Raw genomic sequence first — 12,372 nt, 5'->3', positions numbered from 1 at the left:
GCATGGCATGCAATCGTCAAGAGAACTATAACGCCCTTCACGAAATGACTTCAGGCGGGGTTGGTTGCATCCACGCCGCAATGAAATGGTACGGGGAAATGGCACAAGAACATTTCGCTATGACGAAAGAATGGCATCTTGCTCACGGACGAAGCCTTCGCCTGGGAGACAAGTCCGTTATCATGGGCATATTGAATGTCACGCCGGACTCCTTTTCCGATGGCGGCCATCATAATGAGTTTGAAAAGGCTGTCGATGTGGCGGGTCAAATGCTCGCCGACGGAGCGACGATCATCGATGTGGGTGGAGAATCGACACGCCCCGGAGCTGCTGCAGTCAATTCCGAAACGGAAATCGCTCGCGTCGTTCCGATAATCGAGGCTTTGGTCGAGAAATATGGCTGCATAATCTCCGTCGACACATACCGCGCAGCAACGGCGCAAGCTGCGGTCAATGCCGGGGCGCATATCGTGAATGACGTCTGGGGTTTGCAACGCGAACCGGAAATCGCCCATGTCGCTAAAAGCAGCGGCGCGGGCTTGGTCATCATGCACACCAGCAGGGATCGTCCCGTTCTTGCCGATGTTATCGAAGATCAGTTCTCGTTCCTCAATGTTTCTCTGGATATAGCAAAAAAGGCAAGTATCGAAGATTCCCGTATCGTGCTTGATCCGGGTTTTGGCTTCGGCAAGAACAAGGATGAGGATGTCGCGCTGTTGGCCAGAGCAGGGGAATTGCAGAAATTCGGATTTCCCGTGCTGGTCGGTACGTCGCGCAAGCGTTTTATCGGCGGCATGACCGGCAGAGACAATCCGCTCGACCGCGACATAGGAACAGCAGCAACGTCAGTCGCGCTGCGTTTGGCAGGCGCCGACATCTTCCGTGTTCACAATGTCGCTTTTAATAGAGATGCACTTGCCGTTGCAGATGATATTCTGCAATGCAGGCGCAGTGAAAATAGAAAGTGAAGCCGTGTACACGATTAGAATGATGAACTGCGCATTTTTTGCGCACCACGGCGTTTTCGATGAAGAGCACAAGCTCGGTCAGCGTTTTTACGTCGATGCAATTCTGGATGTCGATCCGGGGAATGCGCTGGAGGATGACGATATTGACGGCACTGTGCATTACGGTATCGCGTTCGCGGTCATTCAGGACATCATCACGGGCCGTCAGCGCTATCTGATCGAGACGCTGGCTCTCGACGTTGCCAAAGCGCTATCCGCGCGGTTTCCGCAGGTGAAGCGTGCTGAAATCACTGTGCGCAAGCCGAATGCGCCTGTTCCAGGTGTGCTGGACCATGTTGAAGTAACTGTGGTTTATCCGCAGTGATTGCCGAAAAACGTTATCGGGCCTGGTTGGGGCTCGGCGGCAATATCGATGATCCTGTCGCCTCGATGGGCAAGGCTTTGCGCATACTGGACGAACGAGCAGACACGGATATCATCGCAGTTTCAGCGGTCTATCGCACGCCCCCGTGGGGAAAGACGGATCAGGCGTGGTTTCACAATGCCTGTGCTGAAATTGAAACCGCGTTGCAACCATTGAAACTCATTGCGACCTGTCTCGATGTGGAGCGTTCTTTGAAGCGTGTCAGGCTGGAACGATGGGGCCCGCGCATCATAGATATCGATATACTTGCAATGCAGGATGAAACAGGAGGGGCTGTCGTCATGACAGATGCTGTCCTGGAGCTTCCGCATCCGCGTATGCACGAGCGAGCTTTCGTTCTCGTGCCTTTGAACGATATTGCACCGTCTCTTGAAGTGGCGGGTAGAACAGTTGCGGCCTGGAATGCCGATATCGAACAATCCGGAATAGAAAAAGCCCGCACGAATGCGGGCTGGTGGCGCGAATAAAAATTTCGTCAGTTCTTGGCGATGCTGCCGACAGCGATATTATCGACGCGCTTCAGGTTCATGCCAATGACCGGAACCAGTTCCTTATCGACGCGAACGGAAACCGTCACATTCATCGTGTTCGGATCGGATACACGTGCCAGCATGGCGCCGTTGAGCTGCTTGCGGTTCAGGCCGAAAACAACTTTATTGCCACTGACGGAACCCGACGTAACATCAAGGCCTTTGCCCGCAGCGCCGTCATTGAACTTGCCGGAATAAGCGGAGCCAACACGCGTTACGGTGGCCTTCATCGGTTGTGAAAAGACGCCAACGCGGCAGGTGCCATCAAGCGTCATGCCAACATTTTCATCTGGTGTCGATCCGGCCAGATTGCAGACGAATTTCGTGCCTTTGTATTTTCCGGCGACGATTTCGCCCGGTCCTGACCATTGGCCTTCGATCGTTTGAAAGAACTGCTTGTCTTTGTCGGCGGCCAAAACCGGCGCGGCAGAAAATGACACGGGCAGCAGCGTCAGGCAGGCGGCGATGCAATTCTTCATATTCAGCTCTGTCCCGGATTCACGACCTTGATCGGACGTCATTCCTAATCGTTGTTTTTCAGCATGTCACGACCAAAAGCTAGTCGCGCCTCGCAAACCGTCGGATAATCCGACGCTGCCATAAGCCGATTGAAGGGGGAGGGCACAATTCTGGGGGCGTGCCAATACACCGCATCGTTCGATTCTGGCGCAGATTTCTATCTGCTCATAATCGTCGCGAATGGTTAACGCTTCGGAAACACGTCACTCTTTTCCAGTGCGCTTTTTGTCGGTCCGCTCGCCGCTTATCCTCGCAAGATCGCCGATAAAGTCTCCGATTCCGGGGCGCTTTTCGGCGTTGAACGGAAACGGGCGCACCACGTCCATGGCAGCAATGCCGATACGCGCCGTCATGAGACCGTTGACGACACCTTCGCCGAGCTTGGCAGAAAGCCGCGATGCCAAGCCATGGCCGACAAGCTGTTGGATAACGCTATCTCCCATAGCTAGCGTCCCTGTCACGGCCAGATGTGCAATGACCCGGCGGGCAAGCTTCAGAAAACCAAGTGTACCGGGACGACCGCCGTAGAGTTGTGAAAGCCGACGGATTAGCCGGGCCGATTCAAAAATGACATAACCGATGTCGACCAGTGCACGCGGGCTGATTGCGGTGACGATTGAAACGCGTTTTGACGCATTCAGAATGAGCGCGCGTGCTTCTCGGTCGAGAGGTCGAAGAATTTCCGTTTCGGCAAGCTGAATCAGGTTCCGCCCGTCAATAATATCGTCGGTCAGTCCATCCAGAAGTTGCCGTCCACGCGCTGTCTCGGGCAGGCTCGCTGCAATAGAGCGTAGCGCGTCCACCGCTTTTCTGGCCGCAGCCATATCGTCCCGTTCCGCCGCGTCTGCGGCGTCTTTGCGAAGATGCTGCACAGAAGTGAGGCGACGCAACGCGATCAGTTCGCGAACGATGATGGCAATGAAGGCTGCAAGCGCGATTATAGCGACACCCAAAGCCGTCCAGCCCAGCCAATCCGCGCGCGAGAATAATGCTCGGATAAGATCTTCCGTCCAGATGCCTATGGCGAATGAAACAAGAATGCCGAGCGCCCCGAAAAGTATTCTACTGAGCGACCAGCCCTTGCGTTCAGGTGCTTCAAACGACGGATCGAGTACCTCCAGCTCTGCAGCTTCTTCTTCACTGAGTGCGAAAACATCCGGCTGCGAGACAACGACATCAAGGTCACGCACTGCGCGGGGGCGGCGCGGCGCATCGTCTACTGTTTCTGGACTGATGGACGGTTGGCCGATTGTGAATGAAGCAGGTTTACGCGGCGTCTTCTCTGTCATGCGAGGCGATCCCCAATCAGAAACTGCAAGGCGCGATCCAGCCTGATATGAGGCAGGGAAAGAGTTACGCCTTCGGCGGTACGTTCAAGCCGCGGTGGACGAAAACGGACGAAACGGATGGTGGGTTCATCCTGTGCAAAAGACTTTTCAAAGATTGCATTGGGATTTTTAGGTAAGTCACCGGGAAATATAGCGGTTTCTGTATCACCGTCGAACACTTCGCCGTCGATCTTTTCACCCTTCAGCGGTGTGCCGACGATGACAGGCAGAGTTTCCTTGCCCTGCGTCACAGTGGCCTCGCGGGTAGCACGGACCGCAGCCATTGCGAGAACATCGATATCCGCGCCTGAAAAATCGGCTCGCTCAATGGCCCGCTCCACAAGACGCCGCACGATGGCTTGCAAACGGTCGTGACTTTCATGATGAAGATGATCGGCTTTCGTTGCAGCCACAAGAATGCGGCCGATACGGCGCTGGATCAATCCAGTCAGCAGGTTCGAACGTCCCGGTCGGAAGCAGGACAGAATATCGGTAAGTGCACGCTCCAGATCAGCAACGACGGCGCCACCAGCATTCATCGCCTGCATGGCATCGATCAGCACAATTTGCCGGTCGAGCCGGGCGATATGCTCCCGAAAGAATGGCTTGATGACATAGGTTTTGTAGGCTTCATAACGCCGTTCCATCATTGCGCCCAGCGAGCCGGCCTTCAGATCGTCTGGTTCTAGATCAGGCAGCGGAGCAAATGTCAGTGCCGGTGAACCTTCAAGATCGCCAGGCATCAGAAAACGCCCTGGTGGCAGGGTCGACAACGCTCGTTCATCGGCTTTTCCCGCGCGCAAATAAGCCGTAAAGCTCTTGGCCAGCCGTCGCGCGGTCAGCTCGTCGGCTTTTTCAGAGGGGTCAACAAGAGCGGATTCGGCAATCCATGCCTGAGCCAGATCCTTATGTGTCGGCTCATGGGCCAGAGCAAAAGAATCTGCACTGAATTCGGCATAGGATTTGCCAAGCAAGGGCAGGTCGAGCAGCCATTCGCCGGGATAGTCGACAATATCAACCGAGAGTTTGCCTGGCGACAGCCATCGTCCCCAGGCAGAAGCCGATTCATATTCGATCGTCAGACGCAATTGCGAGATTGCACGCGTTGAGTCCGGCCAGATACGCTCATCAATCAAAGCCGATAGATGCTCTTCATATTGAAAGCGAGGGACTGCATCGTCCGGTTGCGGTTCGAGCAGCGCTCGTGAAATACGTCCGGATTTATAGGCTTCAAACATCGGCAACCTGCCGCCATGGAGCATATTATGCACGAGAGCTGTAATGAAGACTGTCTTTCCGGCGCGAGACAAACCGGTCACGCCGAGCCGCAATGACGGAGACAAAAGCCCGGTCGCACGATCTGCCAACGTATCCAGTGCGATCTTTGCTTCGTCGCCAATACTTGTCAGCTTAGCCAATTATCCCTCGCCGAATTCAATGATCTATCAGCGATATAGATAGGGTTGCGTCAGTAGTCTTGGCAAGGAATGTTGCGGGACTTCTGAAAAAACTACTGAGGAAACAGGAAGCTTTCAAGATAACCGCCGCCAGGTTCGAGTTCATCAAGCGAAGCCGGAAAGTTGATATTCGCCAGTGCGGCCGTTGGGAAGCCTGCGCGTAGTTTCAGGAGGCTGTCCTTGTTGCCATCACCACACAAGGCTAGAGCCAGATCCTCCATGCTGGGATTGTGCCCCACGAGCATGACTGTCGGCGCATGGCCATGTTTGCGGATGGATTGCATATAGTCGGCGGCACCGCCGCTATAGATCGTGTCATCAATGATTGTTTCGACCTCAATTTCCAGACGCTCAATAAGGCCGAACGCGGTTTCCCTGGTTCTGCATGAACCGGAAAGGACCACCAGATCTGGATAAAGCTCCAATGACTTCATCGTCCTTGCAAGCCGGTCGAGCGAAGCTTTTCCCTCCTGGTCCAGCGGGCGGTCGAAATCCTTCATTCCAGGCTTTGTCCACATGGCCTTGGCATGTCTTAGGAGAAGTAAACGACTCATCTGTAACGTTCCAAGCTGTGTTTTTGTGGCATTTCTTGCCATAATTGGAGCGCAAATGAGCACCCTGATTGCTCATTCTCCCGATTTTTTGATGCCTGTCAGCAATATTCACAGGTGTGGTCTGCTTAATTATTAGGCGGTATTTGCCTCTCGATGTTGTTGCTGGCTTTGACTGAAAAATACACTCACATTATTGGTAATTGATTGAAGTCATTCTGGAAGTCTAGAGAGAAATTTTTCGCGTGCTGTTTTGAATTGCATAATTTTAATGCAAAATCATACAAAATTGATGAACTAAAAAGTAGTGAAGTACGCTTGTTTGATGTTGTGTCCTTGTTGCTATGGAACTATATAACCGCTCGCGTCTCCTAGATGTGGGGTAATTCAGAATGAGTGAATTGATTGACCTTGACTATAGGCCCACTGAAGACGAGCCGTTCATGAATGAACGGCAGAAGTCTTACTTCCGCACGAAACTGGTTGCGTGGAAGAATGATATTCTGCGAGAAGCGCGTGAAACGCTTGAAGCGCTACAGCAGGAAAATGCCAACCATCCCGACCTGGCGGACAGGGCATCCTCCGAAACGGATCGGGCAATTGAGCTACGAGCTCGCGACAGACAGCGCAAATTGATCTCCAAAATCGACGCAGCACTGAGCCGCATTGATGAAGGAACATACGGCTTCTGCGAGGAAACAGGAGAACCTATCAGCTTGAAGCGGCTTGATGCGCGTCCGATTGCGACGCTATCCATCGAAGCGCAGGAGCGCCATGAGCGTCGTGAAAAAGTCTATCGCGACGATTAAAGCGTATACGCTCTGGTTATTGAATCTTCGCATCGTACGTTCCATAAATCGGTCTGATTTTTGGATCGATGCGGCAAGCTTCGAGACGGTTTGAAAAATTATAGGCTGCGGTTTCCGCAGCCTATTTTCTTTGTGTCGAGATAAATTCTAACTCAAATCTCAACTTCTGCGAATTTCATCCTTGGTCAGTTCACCAAGAAGCTTTTCCATCTCGTCCTCAATATCGTCCTTGGCCTTGTCTTCAACAGAGTCATCCGTTGCGGAAATATCAAGTGAATTCAAAAGCTCATTCTCGAAAAACTCGGTATCGAATGAGGCCGCTTCCTCGACATCATTGTCAGTCGGGCTCCTCACATTGCCGTCAGCAGCGATTGCGTCGTCTAAAGCACCGCTGAGCCCCGCCAACTCATCGGCCGGCGTTTCTACTGCAGCAGTATCGGGTTCTATCCGCTTTGGCTCGGTAACCGTGATTTCAGGCTCGACGCGTTTCGGTTCTGATGGAGTGCTGAATGCCGGAGCTGCTGTCGAAGAAACTGTCGGGCCGGTTACATCAAGTGTTGAAGACTTGTCCGTAGTCGTCGTTTCACGCTCTGGGACGATGCTGCCAAGATTTGCAGAAACAACCGATGCTGCTACTGCGACGCCAGCAGCGGTGCTCGCACCCGACGAAGTCGAGCTCAAAACACCACGAGAAACCTGGCTCAATGGGTACGCCGGATGTGCACGTGTTGATTGCGGCTGCGGTTGAGCGGGACGCGGCGGCAACACTGTACGTGGCTGCGTTGGATAGTTCGGTACCTGACGCGGCTGCTGATGAGGAGCAGCCGACTGAGTGGCAGTGGCTTCAGCCCGCACAGGCGCTCGTGGTGGGATTGGCGCGGTGGGGGCTTGTGGCGGAACGCGCGCGGGCGATGCAGTGGGCTGAACCGGCTCTTCACGTACTGGTTCAGGCTTACGATAAACTGGCGTTTCGATTGCGGACGTGAGCTGGATCGCTTCATCCTTCTCTTCAGATTGCGGTGTTTGCAATGAAAGAGCAGGGCGCTCTGCCTTGTCGTTGGTTAGGGCTGCTTCATGCTGTTTGAAGCGCTCGATCTGTTCAGGCTCTATGCGCGAAGTCTGCACGCGCGCATGGGCGCGTGATTCCATGACGATATTCTGTTCGACCACGACATCGGTCGGTCCGCCAATGAGCAGCAGATGTTCCACATCGTCGCGGCGAATAAGAACAAGCTTACGCCTGCTGTCGACGGCTGCGGCATCCATTACCGAAAGGCGGGGCTGCCGCGTGCGTCCGTTGGAGACGAAGGTCCCGCTGCTGAAACGGCGAATGATACTGAGAACAACGAAAATTCCGCCAAGAATGATCGCAAATATTAGGATGAAGCCGACAATATTAGCCGCGCTCTCTCCAACGATGCCGCTGAGCCATTCCTTCATGCGGATACCCTCTTTATACAATAAACTAAAACCTGCGATGTGTGGAGACTGCGCTTCCCCTAGCATTCCGCATCATCACATAGTTGGTACAGTAGTTGAATTTGTAAGCCTTGGGAATGTTCCTTGGAAATGCGGGAAATATATGATCCCCAGGCAAAACGGTGCAAAAAAGTCCAATTTGCACCGTTTCAGTGCAGCAATGCTTGTACTGTGCGCCGATTAACGCATTCTGCGAATCGGATATACCCTGACATATTGGCTGTGCGTTCTCTACGCGATAGCTGAAGCGTGCAGAAAAGTGCATTCGAGAAAATCGGATATGCGGATGATTGAAATGACGTCTTGGCTGATCGAAAACACGCACGGCATCTCGATGCCCGTCGATACCCAGCCACGCAACATGAAAAGGCAGATGGCTTGATGTCGCGACAGACGGACAACGCTTACCCGAAACCGCTTGTAATGCCCAAGCGCAACCGCAGTGGAGCCCTTCGACTACTGGTCGTCGGTATTCTGATTACGGTCGCCGCAATTGCCTATTTTCTGTTTCGTGACCAGCTTGGAGATGGATTTGCCCTTGTTCTCATGGGCGTTTTGTCAATGGTCGGCGTATTTTACCTTTTTGGCGCAGCAACCGGTCTCATTCAATTCAGTCAGAAGAACGGTGAGCAGAATCTCGCTCATTCCTTCATGGATTCACAGCCGGAAGGCACGGTTATTTCCGATGCGCGTGGCCAGATCGTTTACGCCAATGAGGCTTATGCCGTGATGACCGGCGTTGCCAATGCCGAGGGGGTTCGCTCGCTTGATAATGTGCTGACCGCAGAACCGGCGGCATCCGATGCCATTTACCGTCTGACAAATGCTGTTCGCGACGGTTTGTCAGCACAGGAGGAAGTGCGTCTTGCCAGTGGTCTCTCCCGCGAGGGACATGGTTCGCTGGCGCCGGTCTGGTATCGCATCAAGGCACGCCCTATCGAGGCGGGGCAAGAGTTCAAAAGTCCCCTCGTTGCCTGGCAGATTGCAGATATTTCCGATGAGCGTGCTGAGCAGGAGCGGTTCTTTCAGGAACTGCAGGAAGCCATCAATCATCTCGATCACGCGCCAGCGGGTTTCTTTTCCGCCGATCCTTCGGGCCGGATCATCTATCTCAACGCTACTCTTGCCGAATGGCTCGGTGTCGATCTGACCCAGTTCACACCGGGATCGCTGACGCTCAATGATATCGTGGCGGGTAGCGGAATGGCGCTCATCAAAGCGGTGAAAGCCGAGCCGGGCACAAGCCGCAACACCGTCATCGATCTTGATCTCATCAAGCGTAACGGTCAGAGCCTTGCAGTCCGTTTTTATCACCGTGTTCAGGCCGCGCGCGATGGAACGCGCGGTACGAGCCGTACCATCGTTCTGGATCGTGCGGAGGGTGAAGATTCATCGATGGCGCTGCGCTCCGCCGAAGTACGCTTCACGCGTTTCTTCAATTCGGCTCCGATGGCCATCGCTGCCGTTGATTCCGGCGGGCATATACTGCGCACCAATGCGCGTTTCCTCGATATTTTCGCTCCCGTCGTTGATCGCGATGCGATTGACGGCAATGCGAAGCTTGAGATTGTCGTGCACGAACGCGACCGTGAGACATTTAACAGAGCACTAGCCGCCGCCTTTGCAGGACAGGCAAGCATTTCACCCGTGGATACGGTGTTGCCTGGCAACGAGGAGCGGCACATACGCTTTTATATGAGCCCCGTAACCGACCTTGGCGGAGAAAGGGCAGAAGAAGCGGCGATCATTTCGGCTGTTGAAACGACCGAGCAAAAGGCCCTCGAAAACCAGATGGCGCAAAGCCAGAAGATGCAGGCCGTCGGTCAGCTTGCTGGTGGCATCGCACACGACTTCAACAACGTTCTGACAGCTATCATCATGTCGTCGGATTTGTTGCTGACCAATCACCGCGCATCCGATCCGTCCTTCCCTGATATCATGAACATCAAGCAGAACGCCAACCGTGCGGCCTCGCTCGTGCGCCAATTGCTGGCATTCTCGCGTCGTCAGACACTTCGTCCAGAAGTGCTCGATCTGACAGATGTTCTCGCAGACCTGCGCATGCTGCTGGCGCGCCTTGTCGGCAAGGATATCGAGTTGAAGATCGATCATGGACGCGATCTCTGGCCGGTCAAGGCCGATCTTGGACAGTTCGAGCAGGTTGCTGTCAATTTGGCGGTCAATGCCCGCGATGCCATGCCGGAGGGTGGTGAAATCACGCTGCGCACCCGCAATGTGCCGGTGCAGGAGACCGCAAGGCTTCACTATCGCGATCTGCCAGAAGCGGATTATGTGGTCTTTGAAGTTGAAGATACCGGAACTGGCATTCCAGCAGAAGTGCTTGAAAAGATTTTCGAGCCGTTCTTTACGACGAAGGAAGTGGGCAAGGGCACCGGACTCGGCCTGTCGATGGTCTATGGCATCATCAAGCAGACTGGCGGCTTCATCTACTGTGATTCCGAAGTCGGAAAAGGAACGACGTTCAAGATATTCCTGCCGCGTCTCATAGAGGAAAAACGCGCCGACGATGCGCCAGTCGTTGTAAAGGAAAAGAAGGTCGAGAAAGCAACCGATCTTTCCGGTTCGGCAACCGTCCTTCTGGTGGAAGATGAAGATGCAGTCCGTATGGGCGGCGTGCGTGCGCTCCAGTCGCGCGGATATACGGTCCACGAAGCGGCATCCGGCGTTGAGGCACTTGAAGTCATGGCAGAGCTTGGCGGCGAGGTCGATATCGTCGTATCTGACGTGGTCATGCCCGAAATGGACGGTCCAACGCTTCTGCGTGAACTGCGCAAGACGTATCCTGACATCAAGTTCATCTTCGTGTCGGGTTATGCGGAAGATGCATTTGCACGCAATCTTCCAGCCGATGCCAAGTTCGGATTCTTGCCAAAGCCGTTTTCGCTCAAACAGTTGGCTACCACAGTTAAGGAAATGCTGGAGAAGCAGGATTAATGCTTCGTCGAGGCTTCGACCATGATGCCTAATGGCAATATCGCCATTCTCGGAGGCGGCCCATCCGGACTGATGACCGCCGAACGACTGTCTGCGCGGGGCTACAGCGTGACAGTTTATGAGCAGATGCCCACGGTTGGTCGCAAGCTTCTGCTTGCTGGCAAGTCCGGTTTAAACATTACGCACTCCGAGGATTTCGCAGCTTTCGCGAAGCGTTTCGGTTCAAGCAGTGACCGTATATTGCCAGCCTTGGCCGCTTTTGGTTCAACCGAATTACGTGCATGGGCGAATGAATTGGGTGCCGACACCTTTGTCGGCTCTTCGGGGCGTGTTTTTCCAAGAGCGATGAAGGCGTCGCCACTTCTGCGCGCCTGGAGAAAACGACTGGAGGATCAAGGCGTTATTATTCTCACTCGACATCGCTGGCTTGGCTTCGATGGGAATAGTCTGCGTATCGAGAACCCAGATGGCGTTCAGACGATTGCATGTGACGCTGCTCTGTTTGCATTTGGCGGTGGAAGCTGGCCGAAGCTCGGTTCCGATGGTCTCTGGATCGATGAATTTCGACAGAAGTCAATTGATATAGCGCCATTTCAATCCGCGAATTGTGGCTTTGATGTTGCTTGGAGCAATTTCTTTGCTGAGCGTTTTGCCGGCGAACCGGTGAAATCAGTCACTGCAACGTCCGGTGCAGGCACGACGCAAGGCGAATTTGTCATTACACGCGGCGGAATTGAGGGAAGCCTCGTCTATGCGCATTCCGCAGCGTTACGCGACAGCTTGCAGGAATGTGGCGAAGCGTTTCTGACGCTCGATCTTGTGCCGGGTCGAACTCTCGAACGGCTGAAGAGCGATATTGCGAGGCAGGATTCAAAGCTGAGTTTTGGCAATCTTTTGCGCAAAGCTGGCGGCCTGACGGGCGTCAAAGCTGCTCTGGTGACGGAGTACACGCGTGACAGAAGCCCGAAAGCGCTGGCCGCTACGATCAAGGCTTGCTCCATTCCACTCCTTCGCCCACGCCCGCTTGGCGAAGCGATTTCTTCAGCAGGTGGCATTCGTTGGCACGAAATCGATGAAAGCTACATGTTACCGAAGCTTCCTGGCATTTTCGTTGCTGGGGAAATGATCGATTGGGAAGCTCCGACCGGCGGTTATCTTCTTACTGCCTGTTTCGCGATGGGCTGTGCTGCGGCCGATGGAATCGACGCATGGATCAAAGCCGGGAACACGCGCAGGGCGAGATGATCCACACCTGACTTCTTCAAGTGGAAATCAGTACATTCGGATATACGGTTGGCCGACTGCAAGCTAAACTGCAGAAGAGTGGCATCGAATACCTGCCGTTTGAGGGG

Annotated in this window: 11 protein-coding genes; 6 read left to right on the top strand and 5 right to left on the bottom strand. The window is 54.0% G+C overall.

What is annotated here, in order from left to right; genetic code table 11:
* Positions 1-119 precede the first annotated feature (119 nt).
* The 3 genes from folP (at position 120) to folK (ending at position 1,859) form a co-directional block, all read left to right on the top strand.
* Positions 120-968, top strand: a complete 849-nt coding sequence (folP, locus tag FIB18_RS14135; protein WP_140021322.1) for a dihydropteroate synthase — start codon at positions 120-122, stop codon at positions 966-968.
* 4 nt (positions 969-972) lie between these two features.
* On the top strand, positions 973-1,332 hold the full coding sequence (folB, locus tag FIB18_RS14130; protein WP_140021321.1) for a dihydroneopterin aldolase: 360 nt from the start codon (positions 973-975) through the stop codon (positions 1,330-1,332).
* 65 nt (positions 1,333-1,397) lie between these two features.
* On the top strand, positions 1,398-1,859 hold the full coding sequence (folK, locus tag FIB18_RS14125; protein ID WP_235894900.1) for a 2-amino-4-hydroxy-6-hydroxymethyldihydropteridine diphosphokinase: 462 nt from the start codon (positions 1,398-1,400) through the stop codon (positions 1,857-1,859).
* Positions 1,860-1,867: 8 nt separating this feature from the next.
* Here the strand turns inward: folK and FIB18_RS14120 are convergent, their stop codons facing one another.
* From FIB18_RS14120 to FIB18_RS14105, 4 genes are all read right to left on the bottom strand, one after another.
* A complete protein-coding gene (locus tag FIB18_RS14120; protein ID WP_140021464.1) occupies positions 1,868-2,401 on the bottom strand; it encodes a hypothetical protein in 534 nt (177 codons plus the stop codon).
* Between the two features lie 243 nt (positions 2,402-2,644).
* Positions 2,645-3,730, bottom strand: coding sequence for a YcjF family protein (locus FIB18_RS14115; RefSeq protein ID WP_140021319.1), 1,086 nt, complete (start codon positions 3,728-3,730; stop codon positions 2,645-2,647).
* Positions 3,727-5,187 (bottom strand): YcjX family GTP-binding protein, encoded by a 1,461-nt coding sequence (locus tag FIB18_RS14110; RefSeq protein ID WP_140021318.1) that lies wholly within the window; start codon positions 5,185-5,187, stop codon positions 3,727-3,729. The genes FIB18_RS14115 and FIB18_RS14110 overlap by 4 nt, the downstream gene beginning before the upstream one ends.
* Before the next feature lie 92 nt (positions 5,188-5,279).
* Entirely contained in the window at positions 5,280-5,780 is a 501-nt protein-coding gene (locus tag FIB18_RS14105) for a SixA phosphatase family protein (protein WP_140021317.1), read from the bottom strand.
* 389 nt (positions 5,781-6,169) lie between these two features.
* On the opposite strand from FIB18_RS14105, the gene dksA reads away from it, so the two are divergent.
* A complete protein-coding gene (gene dksA / locus FIB18_RS14100) occupies positions 6,170-6,586 on the top strand; it encodes an RNA polymerase-binding protein DksA (RefSeq protein WP_104756279.1) in 417 nt (138 codons plus the stop codon).
* Positions 6,587-6,745: 159 nt separating this feature from the next.
* On the opposite strand, the gene FIB18_RS14095 is transcribed toward dksA, so the two are convergent.
* Entirely contained in the window at positions 6,746-8,026 is a 1,281-nt protein-coding gene (locus tag FIB18_RS14095) for a flagellar biosynthetic protein FliO (protein WP_140021316.1), read from the bottom strand.
* A gap of 420 nt (positions 8,027-8,446) precedes the next feature.
* On the opposite strand from FIB18_RS14095, the gene cckA reads away from it, so the two are divergent.
* Both cckA and FIB18_RS14085 read left to right on the top strand, forming a co-directional pair.
* Complete coding sequence (gene cckA / locus FIB18_RS14090) at positions 8,447-11,020, top strand: cell cycle histidine kinase CckA (protein ID WP_140021315.1); 2,574 nt, start codon at positions 8,447-8,449, stop codon at positions 11,018-11,020.
* A gap of 24 nt (positions 11,021-11,044) precedes the next feature.
* Positions 11,045-12,265 (top strand): TIGR03862 family flavoprotein, encoded by a 1,221-nt coding sequence (locus FIB18_RS14085; RefSeq protein ID WP_140021463.1) that lies wholly within the window; start codon positions 11,045-11,047, stop codon positions 12,263-12,265.
* The last annotated feature ends 107 nt before the right edge of the window (positions 12,266-12,372 follow it).

Source organism: Brucella pecoris, assembly GCF_006376675.1.
Classification (GTDB): domain Bacteria; phylum Pseudomonadota; class Alphaproteobacteria; order Rhizobiales; family Rhizobiaceae; genus Brucella; species Brucella pecoris.
Note: the sequence above shows the minus strand (reverse complement) of the source record. Positions and strands in the feature narration are given on the sequence as shown.

Excerpts from the sequence above, each read along its gene's own strand:
- folP (WP_140021322.1), top strand. The coding sequence starts at position 120 with ATGACGAAAGAATGGCATCTTGCTCACGGACGAAGCCTTCGCCTGGGA.
- folK (WP_235894900.1), top strand. The coding sequence starts at position 1,398 with ATGGGCAAGGCTTTGCGCATACTGGACGAACGAGCAGACACGGATATC.
- FIB18_RS14120 (WP_140021464.1), bottom strand. The coding sequence starts at position 2,401 with ATGAAGAATTGCATCGCCGCCTGCCTGACGCTGCTGCCCGTGTCATTT.
- FIB18_RS14115 (WP_140021319.1), bottom strand. The coding sequence starts at position 3,730 with ATGACAGAGAAGACGCCGCGTAAACCTGCTTCATTCACAATCGGCCAA.
- FIB18_RS14105 (WP_140021317.1), bottom strand. The coding sequence starts at position 5,780 with ATGAGTCGTTTACTTCTCCTAAGACATGCCAAGGCCATGTGGACAAAG.
- dksA (WP_104756279.1), top strand. The coding sequence starts at position 6,170 with ATGAGTGAATTGATTGACCTTGACTATAGGCCCACTGAAGACGAGCCG.
- FIB18_RS14095 (WP_140021316.1), bottom strand. The coding sequence starts at position 8,026 with ATGAAGGAATGGCTCAGCGGCATCGTTGGAGAGAGCGCGGCTAATATT.
- cckA (WP_140021315.1), top strand. The coding sequence starts at position 8,447 with ATGTCGCGACAGACGGACAACGCTTACCCGAAACCGCTTGTAATGCCC.
- FIB18_RS14085 (WP_140021463.1), top strand. The coding sequence starts at position 11,045 with ATGCCTAATGGCAATATCGCCATTCTCGGAGGCGGCCCATCCGGACTG.